Consider the following 22256-nt stretch of genomic DNA (forward strand, 5'->3'; position numbering starts at 1 on the left):
TTCACGGAGACGTTATGCAACACGCCACTCCCTATCTTTCGTTTCGCGGGATCAGCAAAACCTTTCCCGGCGTTAAGGCGCTGAGTGATATCACTTTTGACTGTTACGCCGGGCAGGTGCACGCGCTGATGGGCGAAAATGGCGCGGGAAAATCTACCCTGCTGAAGATCCTCAGCGGTAACTACGCGCCGACCGGCGGCACGCTGGCTATTAAAGGCGAAGAGGTGGTGTTTAGCGACACCACCGCGGCGCTCAATGCCGGCGTGGCGATTATCTACCAGGAGCTGCACCTGGTGCCCGAGATGACCGTCGCGGAAAATATCTACCTTGGGCAACTGCCGCAAAAAGGCGGCATCGTGAACCGCTCGCTGCTCAACTACGAAGCGGGCCTGCAGTTACAGCATCTTGGGCTGGATATCGATCCCCAGACGCCGCTCAAGTATCTCTCTATTGGTCAATGGCAGATGGTGGAGATTGCCAAAGCGCTGGCGCGCAACGCCAAAGTGATCGCCTTTGACGAACCGACCAGCTCCCTCTCGGCACGTGAAATCGACAACCTGTTCCGCGTGATCCGCGAGCTGCGCAAAGAGGGCCGCGTGATCCTCTATGTTTCCCATCGCATGGAGGAGATTTTTGCCCTCAGCGACGCCATTACCGTCTTTAAAGATGGCCGCTACGTGCGCACCTTCAGCGATATGCAGCAGGTCAACCACGATCAGTTAGTGCAGGCGATGGTCGGGCGCGAGCTGGGCGATATCTATGGCTGGCAGCCACGCCCCTATGGCGAAGAGCGTTTGCGCCTGGAGCAGGTGAAAGCACCGGGCGTACGCACGCCTGTCAGTCTGAGCGTGCGCAGCGGCGAAATCGTCGGCCTCTTTGGTCTGGTTGGCGCCGGGCGCAGCGAGCTGATGAAGGGGCTCTTCGGCGGTACAAAGATCACCGAAGGTCAGGTCTTTATCGATGGCGAAGCGATCACCATCCAGAAACCCGCCCACGCCATTCGCGCCGGGATGATGCTCTGCCCGGAAGATCGTAAAGCGGAAGGGATCATCCCCGTGCACTCAGTGCAGGAGAACATCAACATCAGCGCCCGGCGCAAATACATCCGCGCCGGCTGCCTGATTAACGACGGCTGGGAGAGCGAAAACGCCGCGCACCATATTCAGGCGCTTAATATCAAAACCCCCGGTGCTGAGCAGCTGATTATGAATCTCTCCGGCGGCAACCAGCAGAAGGCGATCCTTGGGCGCTGGCTATCGGAGGAGATGAAAGTGATCCTGCTTGATGAGCCGACGCGCGGTATAGATGTGGGTGCCAAACATGAGATCTACAACGTGATATACGCGCTGGCCGCGCGTGGCGTCGCGGTGCTCTTTGCTTCAAGCGACTTACCCGAAGTGCTCGGCGTTGCCGATCGCATTGTGGTGATGCGTGAAGGGGAGATTGCCGGTGAGGTGTTACACGGTCAGGGTGATGAACAGCAGGTGTTGAGCCTGGCTATGCCAAAAGTGAGCCAGGCGGTCGCCTGAGCGAGGAGAATACGATGTCATCTTTAACAACGGCCCGCGCGCCGAAAAAGTCGCCCTTTAGCGTCGGGCGCATCTGGGATCAGTTTGGCATGCTGGTGGTCTTCGCCGTGCTGTTTATTGGCTGCGCGGTGTTTGTGCCGAACTTCGCCTCCTTCGTAAATATGAAGGGGCTGGGGCTGGCGATCTCCATGTCCGGGATGGTTGCCTGCGGCATGCTCTTCTGCCTCGCCTCCGGTGATTTCGATCTCTCGGTCGCCTCGGTGATTGCCTGTGCCGGTGTGACCACCGCAGTGGTGATTAACCTCAGCGAAAGTTTGTGGATTGGCGTTGCCGCCGGTCTGCTGCTCGGTGTGGTCAGCGGCTTTATTAACGGCTTTGTCATCGCCCGCTTAAAGATCAACGCCCTAATCACCACGCTGGCGACCATGCAGATTGTGCGCGGGCTGGCCTATATCATTTCCGACGGTAAGGCGGTCGGCATTGAAGATGAGCGCTTTTTTGAGCTGGGTTACGCAAACTGGCTGGGCTTGCCGGCGCCAATCTGGCTGACGGTCGGCTGCCTGATTATCTTTGGCTTCCTGCTGAACCGCACCACCTTTGGCCGTAACACGCTGGCGATTGGTGGTAATGAAGAGGCCGCACGGCTGGCGGGTGTGCCGGTGGTGCGCACCAAAATCATCATCTTCGTGCTTTCCGGGCTGGTGTCGGCGGCGGCGGGGATTATTCTCGCTTCACGTATGACCAGCGGACAGCCGATGACGTCGATTGGCTATGAGCTGATTGTCATCTCTGCCTGCGTATTAGGTGGTGTTTCACTGAAGGGCGGCATAGGAAAAATCTCGTATGTGGTGGCAGGTATTCTGATTCTTGGCACCGTTGAGAACGCGATGAACCTGCTCAATATCTCCCCCTTCTCGCAGTACGTCGTACGTGGTCTGATCCTGCTGGCAGCGGTGATCTTCGACCGTTATAAGCAAAAAGCGAAGCGCACGGTGTGAGGCTAACTGCTTAAATTATCGACACAACCTTTCAGTGTAATTCCCCCTCTAACCAGCCGCGAATGCGGCTGGTCTTTCATTGTTAAAATGGCGAGCAGCGTCACACTGTCTATACTTACATAGCTAATGATAATGGGCCGCAGCGAAATATCGGCTCACATGATGAATGTAAGGAGGAAACAAGGGTGGACGACGCGTTATCAAAACCGCCTCTCTTTTCCGGTGATTTTGCCTTTTTTTTCGATTTGGATGGCACCCTCGCTGATATTAAACCGCGCCCGGATGAGGTTTTTATTCCGGAACAGGTGCTGACCAGACTTTCATTGCTTGCAGAGATGAATAACGGCGCGCTGGCGTTAATTTCAGGGCGCTCGATTAGCGAACTTGATGAGCTCGTTAAACCCTATCGCTTCCCGCTTGCCGGTGTTCACGGGGCAGAGCGTCGCGATATCTCAGGTCAGACGGAACGGGTGACATTACCGAAAGAGGTGCTTATTCCGCTGGAGCAGGCGCTTCAGCAAGGGCTGGCGTCGCTTGACGGCGTCGTGCTGGAAACCAAAGGGATGGCATTCGCACTGCACTATCGCCAGGCACCGCAGTATGAAGACGCGGTTTTTGCCCTGGCACAACAGATGGTTGACACCTTCCCGCAGCTGGCCATGCAGCCAGGCAAATGTGTGGTTGAACTGAAACCTTCAGATATTCATAAGGGCGCGGCCATTGAAGCCTTTCTGCGCACGCCGCCCTTCACCGGCAGGAAACCGGTGTTTCTTGGTGACGATCTTACGGATGAACACGGGTTTGAAACCGTCAATAAACTCGGCGGGATCTCGATTAAAGTCGGTTCAGGCGAAACCCACGCACAGTGGCGGCTGAACGACGTCCGGGATGTTCATCACTGGCTGGAACGTATATCCGAGTATCAAAAACAAGAAGAAAAGGCGCTAACAAACAGGAGAGATGGCTATGAGTCGCTTAGTCGTAGTATCTAATCGAATTGCACCGCCTGATGATAAAAAAGCCAGTGCTGGCGGACTGGCAGTCGGTATTCTGGGCGCGCTGAAAGCCGCCGGCGGTCTCTGGTTTGGCTGGAGCGGCGAAATCGGCGATGAAGATCAACCGTTGAAAGAGGTGAGCAAAGGGAACATTACCTGGGTCTCATTTAACCTCAGCGAAGAGCATCACGAGCAGTATTACAATCAATTCTCTAACGCCGTGCTGTGGCCCGCTTTCCACTATCGACTCGACCTGGTGAAATTCCAGCGCGAAGCGTGGGATGGCTATCAGGAGGTCAACGCTCTACTGGCCGATAAGCTGGTGCCGCTGCTGAAAGAGGATGACACTCTCTGGATCCATGATTACCACCTGCTGCCATTTGCCAGCGAGCTGCGTAAACGCGGCGTGAAAAATCAGATTGGCTTCTTCCTGCATATCCCTTTCCCGACGCCGGAGATCTTCAACGCGCTGCCGCCGCACGCAGAGCTGCTGGAGCAGCTGTGCGATTACGATCTGCTCGGCTTCCAGACCGAGAGCGATCGCACCGCATTTCTCGACAGCCTCTCAATGCAGACGCGCCTCAGTACGCGTAACAGTAAAGAGCACATGGCGTGGGGCAAAAACTTCCGCACTGAAGTCTACCCGATCGGTATTGAGCCGAATGAGATCGCTCAGCAGGCCGCTGGCCCGCTGCCGCCTAAGCTGGCGCAGCTGAAAGCCGAGCTGAAGAATGTGAAGAATATCTTCTCCGTTGAACGTCTGGATTACTCCAAAGGTTTACCGGAGCGTTTCCTCGCGTATGAGACGCTGCTGGAGAAATTCCCCGAGCACCACGGCAAAATCCGCTATACGCAGATTGCGCCGACCTCGCGCGGTGAGGTGCAGGCTTATCAGGATATTCGTCACCAGCTGGAGACGGAAGCGGGGCGCATTAACGGTAAATATGGCCAGCTTGGCTGGACGCCGCTCTACTATCTCAACCAGCATTTCGATCGCAAAGTGCTGATGAAGGTCTTCCGCTATGCCGAAGTGGGGCTGGTAACGCCGTTGCGTGATGGTATGAACCTGGTGGCGAAAGAGTATGTGGCAGCGCAGGACCCGGAAAACCCGGGTGTGCTGGTGCTGTCGCAGTTTGCCGGTGCGGCAAACGAGCTTACCTCTGCCTTGCTGGTTAACCCTTACGATCGTGACGATGTGGCTGCGGCGCTTGACCGTGCGTTGCGCATGCCGCTGGCAGAGCGTATTTCGCGCCATGCGGAGATGCTCAAAATCATTCAGGAGAATGATATTGACCACTGGCAGCAGAGGTTCATCAACGACCTAAAGCAAATCACGCCACGTAGCGCGCAGAGCGAGCTGCAAAATAAAGTGGCGACCTTCCCGAAACTTGCTTAAGCCGTAAACCCGAATGCTCCCGCCACGGCGGGGGCATTTTTTATCCCTCCAGCGACACCAGCAGCACATCCACTTCACTTCTCTTCACGATACGCTTCGCCGCGCAGGCCGCACGCGCGAAAAATGTCTGGTTATGGTTACCGCATACCACCAGATCGACCCCCTTTGTCCGGCAGACCTCGACGATATGCTCACCCAACTCCCCGGAAGCGATCAGCATTTGCTCAATGGGATATTCTGTACTAGTTACCAGCTCGTTAAGAAACTGTTGCATTTCTTCCTGTAAGAGAGTTCGGACACTCTCCATCATCGGCGCGGCAAGCTGATTATAGAGTTCGGGGTCGGCGGTAAGGGTAATTAATGTGATGCGGGCGTGAGAAGGTCGAGCAATATCAATTGCTTTGGCGAGAAGCTGACGACTCTCCGGGGTCATCGCCACCGCAACCAGAAGATGCGTGTAGGCCATTGCTTTCTCCACGAGGTATTCCAGTTTTTTCACCATTACTCTGTTTCATGCTGCAGTGCAAGCCATGAACATTGCCACTCTGTGAAGGTAATCATAAATATTCATTAATTTTTCTAACGTAACAGAGCGTACATATAATAAGCAAGTTAACGAATTTTGAATACCTAACTGAAATTTAAAGAATATATCGCTAAATTTCTCTTCTGATCATCAGGCTCATTAACGAAAATGAAATGGTTACTTAAGTCAACTAATTAGCCACACTAAAATCTTAACTTGTTGTTTTGTAAGTATATTTATTTGTGTGTCTGCAATAGATACGTTTAGCTGAATCGAGGCATTCCAGCATGTCATACCTCTGACCAGTGGCGCTTTTTAGCGGCTGGTACTGCATGAGTATTCGTACTAGTGGAATAAAAAAGGGCTCAATCGAGCAAATAAACATCAAATCACAAGCGAGACTGATAGATTTCTGATCAAAATTCACGTAAATTATGTGACGTGGATCACAAAAATTTCAAATTCCCGCTCTGCTCAGATTGTATGTCGAACCACCTACGAGTACAGTTGCGTCGAATTAGGAAAAATCTTAGTTCTTTGTAAGAAACGATTAAGAGAGCAGCAAGGCATTAACATCTCAACGAAGCGCCTTGCTTGCGAGATCCTGAGTCAGTTATGCATTTAGCCTTTCTTTTTTATACCGGGTTTTTTCCCGGCGACATCACGGGGTGCGGCTTAGCCGCATAAGATTCAAGTTGGTTATTCTGGATGGGAAAAATGCATACATCCGAGTTGCTGAAACACGTTTACGATATCAATCTGTCATATTTACTCCTTGCTCAGCGTCTGATTAGCCAGGACAAAGCCTCCGCCATGTTCCGTTTAGGGATTAATGAAGAGATGGCAAACACGCTGGGTGAGTTAACCCTGCCGCAAATGGTGAAGTTGGCTGAAACCAATCAGCTTATTTGTCAGTTCCGTTTTGACAATCATCAGACCATCACTCGTCTGACTCAGGAATCACGTGTGGATGATTTGCAGCAAGTCCATACCGGTATTTTGCTTTCAACCCGCCTGCTCAACGAATCATCTAAAGACGGCGACGCGGCCAGGAAGAAAAGGGCTTAATCATGAGTGAGAAAAGCATTGTTCAGGAAGCGCGCGATATTCAGTTAGCCATGGAACTGATTACGCTGGGTGCGCGTTTACAGATGCTGGAGAGTGAGACGCAGCTTAGCCGCGGTCGTCTTATCAAACTCTATAAAGAGTTGCGTGGTAGCCCGCCGCCGAAAGGCATGCTGCCATTCTCCACCGACTGGTTTATGACCTGGGAACAAAACATCCACGCGTCGATGTTCTGCAACGCCTGGCAGTTTTTGTTAAAGACCGGTCTGTGCAGTGGCGTTGACGCAGTCATTAAAGCTTACCGACTCTACCTCGAACAGTGCCCTCATTCTGATGAAGGCCCGCTGCTGGCGCTGACTCGCGCCTGGACGCTGGTCCGTTTCGTGGAAAGCGGAATGCTGGAGTTGTCGCGCTGTAACTGCTGCAGCGGTAACTTTGTTACTCATGCTCATCAGCCCGTTGGTAGCTTTGCCTGCAGTTTATGCCAGCCGCCGTCCCGCGCGGTAAAAAGACGTAAACTTTCGCCGGAAGCTGCCGATATTATTCCACAACTGCTGGAAGAACAGATCGATCAGGCTGTTTAACCGAATCAGGTGGAATCAAAACTCCAGCAGCGGTGCTTTAATGCCGCTGCTTTTTTTTGCCCGCCGTTCGTGAAAACCCTCCGAAATGTTTCTCTTAAGCCTTAGTCATTAGCAGAAGGATGATGTCGTGCTTATCGTATTAGGTTACCTGATAGTAGTTGGTGCAGTCTTAGGCGGTTATATGATGACCGGCGGTCACCTTGGGGCACTGTATCAACCCTCTGAACTGATTATTATCGGCGGGGCGGGTGTGGGTGCATTCATTGTGGGCAACAACGGCAAAGCCATCAAAGGCACGATGAAAGCGTTGCCGTTGCTGTTTCGCCGCTCTAAGTACACCAAAAGTATGTATATGGATCTGCTGGCGCTGCTCTATCGCCTGATGGCGAAATCACGTCAGCAGGGGATGTTCTCTCTCGAAAGAGATATTGAGAACCCGAAAGAGAGCGAGATTTTCGCCAGCTACCCGCGCATTCTGGCCGACGCCACCATGCTTGAGTTTATTGTCGATTATCTGCGACTGATCATCAGCGGCAACATGAACACCTTCGAGATCGAAGCGCTGATGGATGAAGAGATCGAGACCCACGAAAGTGAAGCGGAAGTGCCTGCCAACGCCCTCGCGGCGGTCGGTGACTCGCTTCCGGCGTTCGGTATCGTTGCGGCGGTAATGGGCGTGGTTCACGCGCTCGCCTCGGCGGATCGTCCGGCGGCAGAGCTGGGTGCGCTGATTGCCCACGCGATGGTGGGAACCTTCCTCGGCATCCTGTTGGCGTACGGTTTTATCTCGCCGCTGGCAAGTGTTCTGCGGCAGAAAAGTGCTGAAACCGCCAAGATGATGCAGTGCGTCAAGATCACGCTGCTGTCGAACCTGAACGGTTACGCACCGCCGATCGCGGTCGAGTTTGGACGTAAAACGCTCTATTCAAGCGAGCGTCCATCGTTTGTCGAGCTGGATGAGCACGTGCGTGCTGTCCGCAACCCTAACCAACAGACGACAACCGAGGACGCATGAAAAATCAGGCCCATCCTATCGTCGTAGTTAAACGGAAAAAACATAAAGGCCATGGTGGCGGCGGTCATGGCTCGTGGAAAATTGCCTATGCCGACTTTATGACGGCGATGATGGCGTTCTTCCTGGTGATGTGGCTGATCTCCATCTCCAGCCCGAAAGAGTTGATTCAGATTGCGGAGTATTTCCGCACGCCGCTGGCAACAGCGGTGACCGGGGGGCCGCGTATTTCCAACAGCGACAGCCCCATTCCGGGCGGTGGTGATGACTACACACAGCAACAAGGCGAAGTGCAAAAACAGCCGAACATTGATGATTTGAAAAGACGCATGGAGCAGTCGCGCCTGAGCAAGTTGCGCGGCGATCTGGACCAGCTGATCGAGGCGGATCCGAAGCTGCGCGCCCTGCGCCCGCATCTGAAGATCGACCTTGTGCAGGAAGGGCTGCGCATCCAGATTATCGACAGCCAGAACCGGCCGATGTTTAAAACCGGCAGCGCGGAAGTCGAGCCCTACATGCGCGATATTTTACGGGCGATTGCCCCGGTGCTGAATGGCATCCCGAATAAAGTGAGTCTTTCCGGCCATACCGATGATGCCCCGTACGCCAACGGCGATAAAGGGTACAGCAACTGGGAGCTCTCAGCCGATCGTGCAAACGCATCGCGCCGCGAGCTGGTTGCCGGTGGGCTGGATGATGGCAAGGTGATGCGTGTTGTCGGCATGGCCGCCACTATGCAACTTGCCAACCGCGGTCCTGATGAAGCTATCAACCGTCGAATAAGTCTTTTGGTACTCAACAAACAGGCAGAAGCGGCCATTCTGCATGAGAACGCCGAGAGTCAAAGTGCGCCGATAAGCGCCATTACACAGCCTGAGCCCGCAGCGCCGGCAGCCCCCGCGCCAGCCTCTGCGTCTCCGGTAGCAGTTCCCACATCGCCACAAGCCAATCCGAGGTGATAGCGTGAGCATGGATATTAGTGATTTTTACCAGACATTCTTTGATGAGGCCGACGAACTGTTGGCCGATATGGAACAACATTTATTGGACCTGGTGCCGGAAGCACCTGATTCAGAACAGCTCAACGCCATCTTCCGCGCCGCTCACTCTATTAAAGGTGGTGCGGGAACGTTTGGCTTTACCATTCTGCAGGAAACCACGCACCTGATGGAGAACCTGCTGGATGAGGCCCGGCGTGGCGAAATGCAGCTTAACACCGATATCATCAACCTGTTTTTGGAAACCAAAGATATTATGCAAGAACAGCTCGACGCCTATAAAAGCTCGCAAGAGCCGGATGCTGCCAGCTTCGAATATATCTGCAACGCTCTGCGCCAGCTGGCGTTGGAAGCGAAAGGCGAAGCCGTTCCGGCTGCCGGCAGCGCGAAGCTCTCTGTGGTTGAAAGCACCGCGCAGGCTGCTGACGCCGCACCGGCTGCGGCGAACGACGGCAAGCTGCGCGTCGTGCTTTCGCGCCTGAAAGAGAGCGAAGTTGCCCTGCTGGAAGAGGAGCTGGGTAACCTCGGCACGCTGAGCGATGTGGTCAAAGGCAGTAATAGCCTGAGCGCCACCATCGATGGCGGTCTCGGTGAAGATGACATTATTGCGGTGCTCTGCTTTGTCATCGAAGCGGATCAAATCGCTTTTGAGAAAGCCGCTGCGCCAGCCGCCGTTGATGCGGTCGCCGAAGCTGCTGCGCCGGTAGAAGAGGCCGAAGCGGCTGTTCCTGCCGTTCAGGCCGCGCCCGCACCGGCACTGAAAGCCGTTGGCAAAGAGTCGCAGCCTGCCGGTCGTGAAAAGCCGGCGCGCGCCGCCAGCGAGTCCACCAGCATCCGCGTCGCGGTTGAGAAGGTGGACCAGCTGATTAACCTGGTGGGTGAACTGGTGATCACTCAGTCAATGCTGGCCCAGCGCTCCAATGAGCTGGACCCGGTGACCCATGGCGATCTGATCACCAGCATGAGCCAGCTGCAGCGTAACGCCCGCGATCTGCAAGAGTCGGTAATGTCGATTCGTATGATGCCGATGGAGTATGTCTTCAGCCGCTTCCCGCGTCTGGTTCGCGACCTGGCGACCAAGCTCGATAAGCAGGTAGAACTGACCCTGCAGGGTAGCTCGACCGAACTCGATAAGAGCCTGATCGAACGTATTATCGATCCGTTAACCCACCTGGTGCGTAACAGCCTCGACCACGGGATCGAAACGCCGGAAAAACGCGTTGAAGCGGGCAAATCGCCGATTGGTAACCTGATCCTCTCCGCAGAACATCAGGGCGGCAACATCTGCATCGAAGTGACCGATGATGGTGCCGGCCTTAACCGCGACCGTATCCTTGCCAAAGCGCTCTCTCAGGGCATGGCAGTGAGCGAAAGCATGACCGATGAAGAAGTTGGCATGCTGATCTTTGCTCCGGGCTTCTCCACCGCTGAGCAGGTGACGGACGTCTCCGGCCGCGGCGTGGGCATGGACGTGGTGAAACGTAACATCCAGGAGATGGGCGGCCACGTCGAGATCAAATCGAAGCAGGGCACCGGTACCACTATCCGTATTCTGCTGCCGCTGACGCTGGCGATCCTTGACGGCATGTCCGTCAAAGTGAATAACGAAGTCTTTATCCTGCCGCTCAACGCCGTCATGGAGTCGTTGCAGCCGCGCGAAGAAGATCTGCATCCGCTGGCGGGCGGCGAGCGCGTACTGGAAGTACGTGGCGAATACCTGCCGCTGGTGGAGTTGTGGAAAGTGTTTGACGTGGCGGGGGCAAAAACCGAAGCCACGCAGGGCATTGTTGTCATTCTGCAGAGCGCAGGTCGTCGCTATGCGCTGCTGGTCGATCAGCTGATTGGTCAGCACCAGGTGGTGGTGAAAAACCTGGAGAGCAACTATCGCAAAGTGCCGGGGATTTCTGCCGCCACCATCCTTGGTGATGGTAGCGTCGCGCTGATTGTGGACGTCTCAGCGCTGCAGGGATTGAATCGTGAACATCGTATGGCGCACACAGCCGCCTGATTTAGTTAAGAAGGTATAAAACATGACCGGTATGAGTAATGTAGCAAAACTGGCGGGCGAGCCATCAGGTCAGGAGTTCCTGGTCTTCACTTTGGGCGATGAAGAGTATGGCATCGATATTCTCAAAGTGCAGGAGATCCGTGGCTATGATCAGGTTACCCGCATCGCCAACACCCCTGATTTCATCAAGGGCGTCACCAACCTGCGCGGCGTGATCGTGCCCATCGTCGACCTGCGCGTGAAGTTCAGCCAGGGCGAAGTGGAATATAACGAAAACACCGTGGTGATCGTGCTGAATCTTGGTCAGCGTGTAGTCGGTATCGTGGTTGACGGCGTTTCCGACGTGCTGTCGCTCGCCTCTGATCAGATTCGCCCGGCGCCGGAATTCGCCGTGACCCTGTCGACCGAATACCTGACCGGCCTCGGCGCGCTCGGCGACCGTATGCTGATCCTGGTAAACATCGAAAAACTGCTCAACAGCGACGAAATGGCGCTGCTGGACATCGCGGCAACTCACGTCGCGTAATGCATCAGGCGGGTGAAGCGCTTCACCCGCCCGTTTTTTTCCTCTGCACGCATCACTTCAGTTACCCTTAAGTTACTCTTCAAAGCCCCTAACCACATGATTTTGCGGTGATATCATATATGGTGATACTTATCACAAATTCAGACATATATTTGTTACATTTCCACCGTTTTCCCTTCGATTTGGTCATTAACTCCCTGATGTGATTCATTAAAAATGCTTACTTATCCGTTACATTTTACCGCCCGGATAAAGTGGTTGGTTTTCTGCTCCTCATCTAAATTTCAGTTAAACCTCGTTTTACGACTGATTTTATTGACTCTTTTCCGACCGTCGCATTGATTGGGCAATGTGGCGCGTGCGGGAACGCTGGAGATGACATATGAACAGAAAACTTCTTTTTGTACTGGCTGGCGGCGCGTTAATCATAGCCGGGCAGAGTGCCAGGGCGGTCACCAGTAGCGGGACGATCGGCGCAACATTGACCCTCACGAATGGGTGTCTGATTAACGGCTCGCCGAGCCAGAACGGCATTAACTTCGGTACCCTCGATTTTGGTACCCACCCGGCAACCTTCTCCCAGCTCACCACGCAGCTGACCGGCGCTAACGGCGGCAACAGCTTTACGGTGCAGTGCACCACCACCGACTACACCGTGCAGGTAACCGGCAACACCAACTCCACCGCGCCGGGTAACGTTGTCGGTACGCCGGGCACACCGGCCCGCTATCTGGTGAACACCGCCGACACCACTCGCGGTGTGGCGTACAGCCTCTATAGCGATAGTGGCTTTAGTAACGTTATTGCCAACAACACCAACATTCCTCGCGCTTCCACCTCCGGCGGCGTCGATAACTACACCCTCTACGGGCGTATCACCGGCGGTGGCAACAGCGTTACCGTGGTGCCGGGTACCTACACCGACGTCATTAACGTGAGCGTCACGTACTAAAGCTCCGCCAATGAAAAGGGAGAGCGTGCGAGCCGCCCGCGAGGGTGGCCGGGCTGTGCTGCGCGCATTATCAGGAGGAGTGGTGCTGGGCATGCTGGCGCAACCGGCTGCGCTGGCGGTCACGACGCAGACCTTTACCGTCGGCGCAACCATTACGCCAGGTTGCGCGGTGGTCACCGGCAGCGGCGCGGCGCTGGGCACGCTCAATTTTGGCACCCGCTCGGGCGTCGAAAAGGGGCAGGTGACCAGCGCTTTTGTCCCGAATGCCTCCCTCTCACTGGGTTGCACACCCGGCGTGGCGCTCAGTATGAGTATCAGCGGCGGTAACTACTATTCGACGGTGCGTAATATGCAGCGCAGCGGCGGCGGCGAGCGTGTGCCGTACCGCCTCTACACCAGCAGCACGCTGGCACCCAATACGGAAATCGGCGTCAACCAGCCGGTTCCGGTCACCATCACCGACAGCAATAATATTTCGCTCGCCATTTTCGGCGCAGCGCAACTCACCGGCTTCAGCCCGGCGGGTACCTACAGCGATCAACTCACCGTGACGTTGTCATGGTGATAAGGGAGAGGGAATGAATGTCAACCTGGGCCGTCGCGCGGCAGGATGTATGCTGGCGGGGGCGTTGACCCTTGCGGCGGGAAATGTGCAGGCAGCGGCAACAATTCTGATTTGGCCGATCGATCCCTGGCTGGATGCAGCCACCAACGCTACCGAGTTGTGGATCCAGAATCAGGGGGAAACGCCCACCACCATGCAGGTGCGTATCGTCCGCTGGACACAAGAGGGCGGCCTTGAGCGCTATCAGCAGCAGGGCGACGTGGTCGCCAGCCCACCCATTGTGCAGATCACACCCGACAGCAAGCAGCTGATCCGTCTGATTAAGCAGGCGGCAATTCCGGCAGGCAAAGAGCAGGCTTACCGCATTATTGTCGATGAGATCCCGCAGCCGGACGACCCGAACAAACCCAAAATTGGCCTCAAACTCCAGATGCGTTACTCCATCCCACTCTTTGTCTATGGGCAGGGCGTTGAGACCGAGCGCGAAGGGGCGCATCACGCCTTTGTGCAGCCGGCAAAATTACACTGGCGCGTGGTGCGCGAAGGCGGTCAGACGCAGCTCGAAGTGCGCAATGATGACAACATTCATGTCCGCCTGAGTAAAGTGCGCGTACGCCAGGGGGGGCAGATGCGTCAGGTTGCCGAGGGGCTATTAGGTTATGTGCTGCCGCACAGTGCCCGGCGCTGGCCACTGCCCGCCGGGGTGAGTAATCCATCGGCGCTGGAAGCATCGATTAACGCACGGGATGAGCAATGGCAGTCGTCAGCAGGCAACTGATTATCGCAGCCGCAATAGTGTTACCCGGCGCAGCGGCATGGGGGCAGCCGGGAGACGACTCTTTACCGCCGCCGCCGGATGCGCAGAGCATCAACCAGCAGGCGGAGTTTCACCTTGCGCTGGTGATCAACTATTACGACACCCAGCAGGTGGTGCCGGTAACGCGGCGGCTCAACGATTTTTTTCTCTCGCGTGCCGATCTGCTCCACGCCGGGTTGCCGCCGGAGCATCTGCCGGAGGGGGAGGTGAATGTGTCTGCGCTCCCCGGCGTGCGCGTGGAGTATGACAGTGCCGGGCAGCGGCTGTTGCTGTTTGTCCCGGCGGCATGGGTTCCGGCGCGCTATACCTCCTTCAATGAGGGCGGACGGCGCAGCGAGCCAAAATTTGGCCGCGGTGCGGTGCTCAATTACGACCTCTATACCAGCACCACCGAACACGTAGGCAGCCAGGCCGCGCTATGGAATGAGTTCCGCTTCTTTACGGGCAACGCGGTCTTCTCCTCTACCGGTGCGCTACGCCAGACGCTCAGCGGCTCCCTGCGCCAGCAGGAGGGCTACATGCGCTATGACACCTCGCTGATGTTTAACAACGAGGAGGATGCCACGCAGTGGGAAGTGGGGGATGTTATTTCGGAAGCCCTCAACTGGAGCAGCAGCGTGCGCGTCGGCGGCATCCGTTACGGACGCGACTTCACGTTACGCCCCGATCTTGTGACCTGGCCGTTGCCCTCCTTCTCCGGCGAAGCGGCGGTGCCCACCTCGGTTGACCTCTTTATTAACGGTTACCGTGCTGGCAACCGGCAGCTACAGCCGGGGCCCTTTACGCTCACCAACATGCCCTATATTAACGGCGCGGGGGATGCAGTACTGGTCACCACCGATGCCCTCGGGCGACGCGTCAGCACCACGCTGCCCTTTTATGTCGCCAGCGAGCTGTTAACGCCAGGGCTGAGCGACGGCGCGATCACCATCGGTTCATTGCGGCGCAACTACGGCATTGAAAATTTTGATTATGGCCCGCTGGTGGGCAGCGGTTCGTACCGCTATGGCGTCACCGACTGGTTAACGCTGGAGGGGCACGCCGAAGGGGCAGAATCGCTGGCGCTTGGCGGCGCAGGGGCGGTTGTCAGACTTGGCCGTCTCGGCGTGGTAAACGGTGCCTGGACCGAGAGCCGGATGTTCGGCGATGCGGGCAACCAGCTCAACTGGGGTTATCAATACAACACCAGCCTGTTTAGCATCAACACCCAGCACAGCCGCCGCAACCGCGAGTTCGGCAACCTTGCGCTCTACGATCAGCGCGCCAGTTATAACGATATGCGCCAGAACGGACGCTGGCCAATCGCCAGCTACAGCCGCAACACCGACCAGTACTCGCTCTCCTTTAATATGGGCGATTTTGGCAACATTGGCGCGGCGTGGATCGGCGTGCGCAGTTTCGATAATCAAAAAACCGAACTGCTGAACCTCTCCTGGAGCCGCAACCTGTGGGGGAGCAGCAGTATGAATATCGCCGCCAGCCGCGATAACCAGCGGGGCGACTGGACCTTTGGTCTCTCGGTGCAGATCCCGATCGGCGAGCGCGACAGTGCCGCCTTCAGTATGGAGAGAACCCCCGATGCCGGCTCGACACAGCGCGTGAACTATAGCCACTCCATGCCTACCGACGGCGGCCTGAGCTGGAATATGTCGCTGGCGCACCAGTCACAGGCGAGAAGCTACCAGCAGGGCACGCTCGGCTGGCGCAACAACAACGTCGAATTACAGGGCGGCGGCTATGGTGAGCGCGGCAAGATGACCTGGTGGGGCGAGACGATTGGCGCAGTGGTGCTGATGGATGGTCAGCTGTTCGCTGCTAACTATATTAACGATGCCTTTGCGGTAATCAGCACCGGTGGTCATGCAGGCGTACCGGTCAATTATGAAAATCAGCCAGTGGGGATGACCGATAAAAATGGTTATCTGCTGGTGAGCGGTGTCTCAGCCTACTACCCGGCAAACTACAGCATCAATACCCTCAATTTGCCGGCCGATACCCAGCTTCAGGATACGGAGCGCAAAGTTGCCCTGCGCCGCCAGAGCGGTTACCTGATTGAGTTTCCGATGGTGCAGGAGCGCGTCGCCAGTGTCATCCTGCATGATGAGCAGGGCGTAGCCATCCCGGTCGGCAGTCAGGTGGAGCGCACCGGTAAAGCGCCCGCAGTGGTGGGCTATGACGGTATCGCCTGGCTGGAGAGCCTGGAGAACGTCAATTCGCTCTTTGTCCGCCTGCCGGAGGGGGGAGAGTGTAAAACCGCGTTCACCCTTACCGCTAATCCTGAACATAAATTGCAGACCTACGGGCCGCTTACCTGCCGGAGGAATCCATAATGCGTCGGCTACTTTTCGTTTTACTGCTGCTCTGCGCTGCTCCGGCCTGGTCGGCCTGTACGATCAGCACCGTTAACGGCGCATTCGGCACCGTCACCTCCTTTGTCCTCAACGCCGGGGCGCAAACCACCACCGGCAGATTACTGGTGCGGTGCGATACGATCCTGAATCTGCTCACCAACGACTCTGTCACCCTGACGCTGACCGGCGCGACGGTGACGGCCAGCAACCGGGCGGCGATGAAGCGCAGCGATAACGCGGCGGTCACCGATACCATTCCGGTGCGGCTCTGCGGCCAGGCTAACTGCGCGAACAACAGTGAAGTGACGATTGGCGGAAACAGCTATACCTGGAGCGGTGCTGCGCTTCTGGAGCTGCTCGGTTCGCGTACCTATAACTTACCGCTCTATTTTATGACGGTGCCGGGACAGCACGTCAGCGCCGGCCCTTACCAGGTTACGCTCAACTTTAGTGTCGCGTATAACGTCTGTTCTGTGGGCGCGGTCGGTGTTTGCTTATCTTCGCAGCGGGGCACCGCGGTCACCAGCCTGCAATTGACCGGCACCATCACCAATGACTGCACCACCATCAGCGCGCCAAACGTCAATTTTGGCAGCGCGCCGCTGGTGAGAAATTTCCCGACTGTTTCGCAATCCGTCTCCATTACTTGTACTAAAGGGAGCAGTTACACTGTCGGGATAAATAACGGTCTCTACGCCAGCGGCAACGTGCGCAATATGGCGAGCGGCACCAACCGTCTCAGTTACGAAATTTACAAAGCAGGCACGACCAGCCGCTGGGGCAGTATCGGCGCGGAGCGTTGGGCCAGCGATGCCTCATCCCAGATGAGCGCCGATGGCCTGCTGCGCACCTACAACTACACCGCGCGGGTGCTGACGACGCAGACGACGCCGCCTGGCGGAACCTACAGCGATACCCTGACGGTGGATATTGTGTTTTAAGCGCAAATTTATTTCCTTTTCGCAAATGTAAAGTTCCCAGGCCGGATGCCGATAACACCGTTAATAACTCATCAATAAGGTGTTTGTTGCATGTTGAACCGTATCCGCGTCGTAACTCTGCTTATGAGTGTGCTGGTGGTCTTTGCACTGTTGCAGCTCGTCTCTGGTGGACTCTTTTTTTCGTCGCTTAAACAGAACCAGCAAAGTTTTGCGGTCTCAAACGATCTGCGTATGCAACAAACAGAACTGGGCAAAGCCTGGGAGCTGATGCTGCAAACGCGTATCAACCTGAGCCGCTCCTCCGCGCGGATGTTGCTCGACCCGAATAACCAGCAGAGCAGCGCAAAAACCGATCTGCTTAACAGCGCGAAAGCGTCGCTGGCCGATGCCGCAAAACACTACGATGCCTTCCGCCAGCTGCCAGCCATGCCGGAGATGGAGAGTGCGCGCCAGAGCCTTGATGAGAAGTACCAAACTTACCACGCCGCCCTGAGCGAGCTGGTGCAGTTCCTTGAGAGCGGCAATATGAACAGCTTCCTCGCGCAGCCGACCCAGGGGATGCAAAATGCCCTCGGCGCAGCGATGAGCAACTATGCCACGCTGAGCGATAACCTCTATCGCAATGCCTGGGAGCAGAGCGTCAGCGACTACACCTTTGCCAAATGGCAAATGGCGATCCTCGCCCTGGCGCTGGTGATTGTGCTGGCCGGCGTCTGGTATGGCATCCGCCGTATTCTGCTCTTGCCGCTCTCCTCGGTGATTGCCCATATCCGTGAAATCGCAGGGGGTAACCTGACCCACACGCTGCGCATCGATGGGCGTAGCGAGATGACCGAACTGGCACAGAGCGTTGATCATATGCAAACCGCGCTGATCGACACCGTCACCAACGTGCGTCAGGGGTCGGATGCAATCTACTCTGGCACCAGCGAAATCGCCGCCGGCAATAACGATCTCTCCTCGCGTACCGAAGAGCAGGCCTCTGCGCTGGAGCAAACCGCTGCCAGCATGGAAGAGCTGACCGCAACGGTGAAACAGAACGCCGAGAACGCCCGTCAGGCTTCGCTGCTGGCGCAGAGCGCCTCCGAAACCGCCGAGCGCGGCGGGAAAGTGGTCGACGGCGTGGTGAAAACCATGCATGAGATTGCCACCAGCTCGCAGAAGATCGCCGACATTATTAGCGTCATCGACGGCATTGCTTTCCAGACCAATATCCTCGCCCTCAACGCGGCGGTAGAGGCGGCGCGCGCCGGTGAGCAGGGTCGCGGCTTCGCGGTGGTGGCGGGGGAAGTACGCAATCTGGCCAGCCGAAGTGCGAACGCTGCCAAAGAGATTAAATCTTTAATTGAAGATTCTGTTTCCCGTGTCGATACCGGTTCTGTACTGGTTGGAAATGCAGGGGAGACGATGCTCGATATCGTCAACGCCGTAACGCGCGTCAATGACATCATGGGCGAGATCGCCTCGGCCTCCGATGAGCAGAGCCGCGGTATCGATCAGGTGGCGCTGGCCGTCTCCGAGATGGATCGCGTGACGCAGCAGAACGCCTCGCTGGTGCAGCAGTCCGCCGCCGCCGCCGCCGCGCTGGAGGAGCAGGCGAGCCGACTGACGCAGGCCGTTTCCGCCTTCCGCCTGACCGCCACGGCGGGCAGATCGCAGGCCGCACGGCAACCGGCGATGAGCGCTACGCTTGCCCCGGCACGTAGCCAGGTGGTTGCTGCCGGGAAAGAAGAGAACTGGGAAACGTTTTAAGCAGGGTTGCAACGCCGGGCGGTCACGCCCGGTAACAGAATAAAGATGAAAAATATGTCACACCACAAAAGTGGCACCGCCAAAAGCCGTGCTCGTTGCATCCTGAACTGAGTTGAGAAGGCGCTATGACAACATCTATCCCTAACGGGCAAACGTCATCAATATTGCAGCAGATGACCCAGCGCCTGGCGCTCTCCGATGCGCATTTCCGTCGGATATGCCAATTGATTTACCAGCGTGCCGGGATCGTGCTTGCCGATCATAAACGCGACATGGTTTACAACCGCCTCGTTCGCCGCTTGCGCACGCTGGGGTTAGATGATTTTGGCCGCTATCTGAGCATGCTGGAAGCGAACCAGAACAGCGCTGAGTGGCAAGCGTTTATTAACTCGCTGACCACCAACCTGACCGCTTTTTTCCGCGAAGCGCACCACTTTCCGGTGCTGGCTGAGCACGCGCGTAAGCGCACGGGAGAATACCGCGTCTGGAGCGCAGCGGCCTCGACCGGGGAAGAGCCCTATTCACTGGCCATCACCCTCGCCGATGCGCTGGGGATGGCGCCCGGCCGCTTCAAAGTCTTTGCCAGCGATATCGATACCGAAGTGCTGGAGAAGGCGCGCAGTGGGATCTACCGCCTCGATGAGCTGAAGACCCTCTCGCCGCAGCAGATGCAGCGCTACTTTATGCGCGGCACAGGACCGCACGCAGGGCTGGTGCGCGTACGGCAGGAGCTGGCGAACTATGTTGAGTTCACCACCCTCAACCTGCTGGATAAACAGTACAACGTGCCGGGGCCTTTTGACGCAATCTTCTGCCGTAACGTAATGATTTATTTTGATAAAACGACGCAACAGGACATTCTGCATCGTTTCGCTCCGCTGCTTAAACCGGACGGATTACTGTTTGCCGGGCATTCGGAGAATTTCAGCAACCTCGTGCGCGAGTTTAGCCTGCGTGGGCAAACAGTTTATGCGCTGAGTAAGGATAAAGCATGAGTAAAATCAGGGTATTGTCCGTCGATGATTCCGCATTGATGCGGCAGATCATGACCGAAATTATCAATAGCCACAGTGATATGGAGATGGTGGCAACCGCGCCGGATCCCTTAGTGGCGAGGGATTTGATTAAGAAATTCAATCCGGATGTTTTAACCCTGGACGTGGAAATGCCGCGCATGGATGGGCTGGATTTTCTTGAAAAACTGATGCGTCTGCGTCCGATGCCGGTAGTGATGGTCTCCTCGCTGACCGGTAAAGGCTCAGAAGTGACGCTGCGCGCGCTGGAGCTGGGGGCGATCGATTTCGTGACCAAACCGCAAATCGGTATTCGCGAAGGCATGCTGGCCTACAGTGAAATGATCGCTGAAAAGGTGCGCACCGCATCGCGCGCCCGTATCGCGGCGCATAAACCGATGCCGGCACCGGCAACGCTGAAGGCCGGTCCGCTGCTCAGTTCGGAAAAATTGTTGGTAATTGGTGCGTCAACGGGCGGAACAGAGGCAATTCGCCATGTACTCCAGCCATTGCCGCTCTCAAGCCCGGGTATTCTGATTACCCAGCACATGCCGCCGGGCTTTACCCGCTCGTTCGCAGAGCGCCTGAATAAGCTCTGTCAGATCAGCGTGAAAGAGGCGGAAGATGGTGAGCGTGTATTACCAGGGCATGCGTATATCGCGCCCGGTGATAAGCATATGGAGCTGGCCCGTAGCGGTGCCAACTACCAGATTAAGATTCACGATGGCCCGCCGGTCAACCGGCACCGGCCATCGGTAGATGTGTTGTTTCATTCGGTGGCGAAACATGCGGGGCGCAACGCCGTGGGGGTTATTCTCACGGGGATGGGCAACGATGGTGCCGCCGGGATGTTAGCGATGCACCAGGCGGGCGCCTGGACCATCGCACAGAACGAAGCAAGTTGTGTGGTGTTCGGCATGCCGCGTGAGGCCATCAATATGGGTGGCGTCAGCGAAGTGGTCGATCTTAGCCAGGTAAGCCAGCAGATGCTGGCGAAAATCAGTGCCGGACAGGCAATACGTATTTAACGAGGAGTGAAGTTATATGGCGGATAAAGAGCTCAGATTTCTGGTTGTGGACGACTTTTCCACGATGCGTCGAATTGTGCGCAACCTGTTAAAAGAGCTGGGATTCAACAACGTCGAAGAAGCTGAAGACGGCGTTGATGCGCTCAATAAACTCCAGGCCGGTGGTTTTGGTTTCGTCATCTCTGACTGGAACATGCCAAACATGGACGGTCTGGAACTGCTTAAAACCATTCGTGCAGACAGCAACATGGCCTCTATGCCGGTGCTGATGGTCACGGCCGAAGCGAAAAAAGAGAACATCATCGCTGCAGCGCAGGCGGGTGCAAGCGGCTATGTGGTGAAACCGTTCACGGCGGCAACCCTCGAAGAGAAGCTTGGCAAGATCTTCGAGAAACTTGGCATGTGAGGACTGGATAAATGATGCAACCTTCAATTAAACCCACGGAAGAGCATTCACCCAGCGAGATCATTGCCCGTATTGGTAGCCTGACGCGTATGCTGCGCGACAGTCTGCGCGAACTGGGTCTTGACCAGGCGATTGCTGAAGCAGCGGAAGCGATTCCCGATGCCCGTGACCGTCTCGACTATGTGGTGCAGATGACCGCCCAGGCGGCAGAGCGCGCGCTGAACAGCGTTGAAGCCTCACAGCCGCATCAGGATGAGATGGAAAAAGGCTCGAAAGCGCTGACCAAACGTTGGGATGAGTGGTTTGAAAACCCGATCGAGCTGACGGATGCCCGTGAACTGGTAACCGATACTCGCCAGTTCCTCGCAGAAGTCCCGGGTCACACCAGCTTTACCAACGCCCAGCTGCTCGACATTATGATGGCGCAGGATTTCCAGGATCTGACCGGTCAGGTCATCAAGCGCATGATGGATGTTATCCAGGAGATTGAGCGTCAGCTGTTGATGGTGCTGCTGGAGAACATGCCGGAGCAGGCCGCGCGTCCGAAACGTGAAAACGACAGCCTGCTCAATGGCCCACAACTCGACGTCACAAAAGCGGGCGTGGTGGCAAGCCAGGATCAGGTGGACGATCTGCTGGACAGCCTCGGCTTCTGATTTCGCATCAGCCCTGGCGTTAAAAGCGGGAAGGGGAGAGCCTTCCCGCTTTTTCAATACCGTTCTACTTTCCCCCCTTTACGTGGCCTACGCGTGAATCATTCCTGCCCAAAAGGCGAAAACCCCCTCTTTTTATGC

The 22256-nt window shown here is 56.3% G+C and carries 21 protein-coding genes; 20 read left to right on the forward strand and 1 reads right to left on the reverse strand.

The features are described 5' to 3' along the window. Window positions 1–14: 14 nt before the first annotated feature. From araG to otsA, 4 genes are all read left to right on the forward strand, one after another. Complete coding sequence (gene araG / locus PU683_RS11490; RefSeq protein WP_277171559.1) at window positions 15–1529, forward strand: L-arabinose ABC transporter ATP-binding protein AraG; 1515 nt, start codon at window positions 15–17, stop codon at window positions 1527–1529. A 14-nt stretch (window positions 1530–1543) separates the two neighbouring features. Further along, a complete protein-coding gene (gene araH, locus PU683_RS11495) occupies window positions 1544–2527 on the forward strand; it encodes an L-arabinose ABC transporter permease AraH (RefSeq protein WP_023480059.1) in 984 nt (327 codons plus the stop codon). A 185-nt stretch (window positions 2528–2712) separates the two neighbouring features. Beyond that, entirely contained in the window at window positions 2713–3519 is an 807-nt protein-coding gene (otsB, locus tag PU683_RS11500) for a trehalose-phosphatase (protein ID WP_277171560.1), read from the forward strand. Further along, window positions 3494–4918 (forward strand): alpha,alpha-trehalose-phosphate synthase, encoded by a 1425-nt coding sequence (gene otsA / locus PU683_RS11505; RefSeq protein WP_277171561.1) that lies wholly within the window; start codon window positions 3494–3496, stop codon window positions 4916–4918. The genes otsB and otsA overlap by 26 nt, the downstream gene beginning before the upstream one ends. 40 nt (window positions 4919–4958) lie before the next feature. On the opposite strand, the gene uspC is transcribed toward otsA, so the two are convergent. After that, on the reverse strand, window positions 4959–5384 hold the full coding sequence (uspC, locus tag PU683_RS11510; RefSeq protein WP_277171562.1) for a universal stress protein UspC: 426 nt from the start codon (window positions 5382–5384) through the stop codon (window positions 4959–4961). A gap of 777 nt (window positions 5385–6161) precedes the next feature. On the opposite strand from uspC, the gene flhD reads away from it, so the two are divergent. The 16 genes from flhD (at window position 6162) to cheZ (ending at window position 22118) form a co-directional block, all read left to right on the forward strand. After that, complete coding sequence (gene flhD / locus PU683_RS11515) at window positions 6162–6512, forward strand: flagellar transcriptional regulator FlhD (protein WP_277171563.1); 351 nt, start codon at window positions 6162–6164, stop codon at window positions 6510–6512. A gap of 2 nt (window positions 6513–6514) precedes the next feature. Then, window positions 6515–7093: a flagellar transcriptional regulator FlhC gene (gene flhC, locus PU683_RS11520; protein ID WP_042714166.1), complete on the forward strand. Its 579-nt coding sequence runs from the start codon at window positions 6515–6517 to the stop codon at window positions 7091–7093. Between the two features lie 127 nt (window positions 7094–7220). Beyond that, window positions 7221–8108: a flagellar motor stator protein MotA gene (motA, locus tag PU683_RS11525; RefSeq protein WP_094420765.1), complete on the forward strand. Its 888-nt coding sequence runs from the start codon at window positions 7221–7223 to the stop codon at window positions 8106–8108. Further along, window positions 8105–9064 (forward strand): flagellar motor protein MotB, encoded by a 960-nt coding sequence (gene motB / locus PU683_RS11530; protein ID WP_277171564.1) that lies wholly within the window; start codon window positions 8105–8107, stop codon window positions 9062–9064. The genes motA and motB overlap by 4 nt, the downstream gene beginning before the upstream one ends. Before the next feature lie 10 nt (window positions 9065–9074). Next, on the forward strand, window positions 9075–11111 hold the full coding sequence (gene cheA / locus PU683_RS11535) for a chemotaxis protein CheA (RefSeq protein ID WP_277174276.1): 2037 nt from the start codon (window positions 9075–9077) through the stop codon (window positions 11109–11111). 22 nt (window positions 11112–11133) lie between these two features. Beyond that, on the forward strand, window positions 11134–11637 hold the full coding sequence (cheW, locus tag PU683_RS11540) for a chemotaxis protein CheW (RefSeq protein ID WP_023480148.1): 504 nt from the start codon (window positions 11134–11136) through the stop codon (window positions 11635–11637). A gap of 382 nt (window positions 11638–12019) precedes the next feature. Next, window positions 12020–12589 (forward strand): Csu type fimbrial protein, encoded by a 570-nt coding sequence (locus tag PU683_RS11545; protein ID WP_277171565.1) that lies wholly within the window; start codon window positions 12020–12022, stop codon window positions 12587–12589. A gap of 91 nt (window positions 12590–12680) precedes the next feature. Then, the gene (locus tag PU683_RS11550; RefSeq protein WP_277174277.1) at window positions 12681–13154 is read left to right on the forward strand and encodes a Csu type fimbrial protein; all 474 of its coding nucleotides are present in this window, start codon (window positions 12681–12683) and stop codon (window positions 13152–13154) included. A gap of 13 nt (window positions 13155–13167) precedes the next feature. After that, entirely contained in the window at window positions 13168–13932 is a 765-nt protein-coding gene (locus tag PU683_RS11555) for a fimbrial biogenesis chaperone (RefSeq protein WP_431190936.1), read from the forward strand. Then, complete coding sequence (locus PU683_RS11560; protein ID WP_277171566.1) at window positions 13908–16301, forward strand: fimbria/pilus outer membrane usher protein; 2394 nt, start codon at window positions 13908–13910, stop codon at window positions 16299–16301. The genes PU683_RS11555 and PU683_RS11560 overlap by 25 nt, the downstream gene beginning before the upstream one ends. Beyond that, entirely contained in the window at window positions 16301–17263 is a 963-nt protein-coding gene (locus PU683_RS11565; RefSeq protein ID WP_277171567.1) for a Csu type fimbrial protein, read from the forward strand. Before PU683_RS11560 ends, PU683_RS11565 begins: the two co-directional genes overlap by 1 nt. A gap of 90 nt (window positions 17264–17353) precedes the next feature. Continuing rightward, window positions 17354–19015, forward strand: coding sequence for a methyl-accepting chemotaxis protein II (gene tar, locus PU683_RS11570; RefSeq protein ID WP_277171568.1), 1662 nt, complete (start codon window positions 17354–17356; stop codon window positions 19013–19015). A 125-nt stretch (window positions 19016–19140) separates the two neighbouring features. Next, the gene (gene cheR, locus PU683_RS11575) at window positions 19141–20010 is read left to right on the forward strand and encodes a protein-glutamate O-methyltransferase CheR (protein WP_187799203.1); all 870 of its coding nucleotides are present in this window, start codon (window positions 19141–19143) and stop codon (window positions 20008–20010) included. Next, window positions 20007–21056 (forward strand): protein-glutamate methylesterase/protein-glutamine glutaminase, encoded by a 1050-nt coding sequence (locus tag PU683_RS11580; RefSeq protein ID WP_023480154.1) that lies wholly within the window; start codon window positions 20007–20009, stop codon window positions 21054–21056. Before cheR ends, PU683_RS11580 begins: the two co-directional genes overlap by 4 nt. Window positions 21057–21072: 16 nt before the next feature. Further along, the gene (gene cheY / locus PU683_RS11585; protein WP_023480048.1) at window positions 21073–21462 is read left to right on the forward strand and encodes a chemotaxis response regulator CheY; all 390 of its coding nucleotides are present in this window, start codon (window positions 21073–21075) and stop codon (window positions 21460–21462) included. Window positions 21463–21473: 11 nt separating this feature from the next. Further along, window positions 21474–22118, forward strand: coding sequence for a protein phosphatase CheZ (gene cheZ, locus PU683_RS11590; protein ID WP_277171569.1), 645 nt, complete (start codon window positions 21474–21476; stop codon window positions 22116–22118). The last annotated feature ends 138 nt before the right edge of the window (window positions 22119–22256 follow it).

The organism is Candidatus Kosakonia sp. 282A-S69 (assembly GCF_029433855.1).
Lineage (GTDB): Bacteria > Pseudomonadota > Gammaproteobacteria > Enterobacterales > Enterobacteriaceae > Kosakonia > Kosakonia cowanii_A.

Bases quoted from the DNA above. Each gene is read 5' to 3' on its own strand.
- araG (WP_277171559.1), top strand. From the start codon at position 15: ATGCAACACGCCACTCCCTATCTTTCGTTTCGCGGGATCAGCAAAACC.
- araH (WP_023480059.1), top strand. From the start codon at position 1,544: ATGTCATCTTTAACAACGGCCCGCGCGCCGAAAAAGTCGCCCTTTAGC.
- otsA (WP_277171561.1), top strand. From the start codon at position 3,494: ATGAGTCGCTTAGTCGTAGTATCTAATCGAATTGCACCGCCTGATGAT.
- uspC (WP_277171562.1), bottom strand. From the start codon at position 5,384: ATGGCCTACACGCATCTTCTGGTTGCGGTGGCGATGACCCCGGAGAGT.
- flhD (WP_277171563.1), top strand. From the start codon at position 6,162: ATGCATACATCCGAGTTGCTGAAACACGTTTACGATATCAATCTGTCA.
- flhC (WP_042714166.1), top strand. From the start codon at position 6,515: ATGAGTGAGAAAAGCATTGTTCAGGAAGCGCGCGATATTCAGTTAGCC.
- motB (WP_277171564.1), top strand. From the start codon at position 8,105: ATGAAAAATCAGGCCCATCCTATCGTCGTAGTTAAACGGAAAAAACAT.
- cheA (WP_277174276.1), top strand. From the start codon at position 9,075: ATGGATATTAGTGATTTTTACCAGACATTCTTTGATGAGGCCGACGAA.
- cheW (WP_023480148.1), top strand. From the start codon at position 11,134: ATGACCGGTATGAGTAATGTAGCAAAACTGGCGGGCGAGCCATCAGGT.
- PU683_RS11545 (WP_277171565.1), top strand. From the start codon at position 12,020: ATGAACAGAAAACTTCTTTTTGTACTGGCTGGCGGCGCGTTAATCATA.
- PU683_RS11550 (WP_277174277.1), top strand. From the start codon at position 12,681: ATGCTGGCGCAACCGGCTGCGCTGGCGGTCACGACGCAGACCTTTACC.
- PU683_RS11555 (WP_431190936.1), top strand. From the start codon at position 13,168: ATGAATGTCAACCTGGGCCGTCGCGCGGCAGGATGTATGCTGGCGGGG.
- PU683_RS11560 (WP_277171566.1), top strand. From the start codon at position 13,908: ATGGCAGTCGTCAGCAGGCAACTGATTATCGCAGCCGCAATAGTGTTA.
- PU683_RS11565 (WP_277171567.1), top strand. From the start codon at position 16,301: ATGCGTCGGCTACTTTTCGTTTTACTGCTGCTCTGCGCTGCTCCGGCC.
- tar (WP_277171568.1), top strand. From the start codon at position 17,354: ATGTTGAACCGTATCCGCGTCGTAACTCTGCTTATGAGTGTGCTGGTG.
- cheR (WP_187799203.1), top strand. From the start codon at position 19,141: ATGACAACATCTATCCCTAACGGGCAAACGTCATCAATATTGCAGCAG.
- PU683_RS11580 (WP_023480154.1), top strand. From the start codon at position 20,007: ATGAGTAAAATCAGGGTATTGTCCGTCGATGATTCCGCATTGATGCGG.
- cheY (WP_023480048.1), top strand. From the start codon at position 21,073: ATGGCGGATAAAGAGCTCAGATTTCTGGTTGTGGACGACTTTTCCACG.
- cheZ (WP_277171569.1), top strand. From the start codon at position 21,474: ATGATGCAACCTTCAATTAAACCCACGGAAGAGCATTCACCCAGCGAG.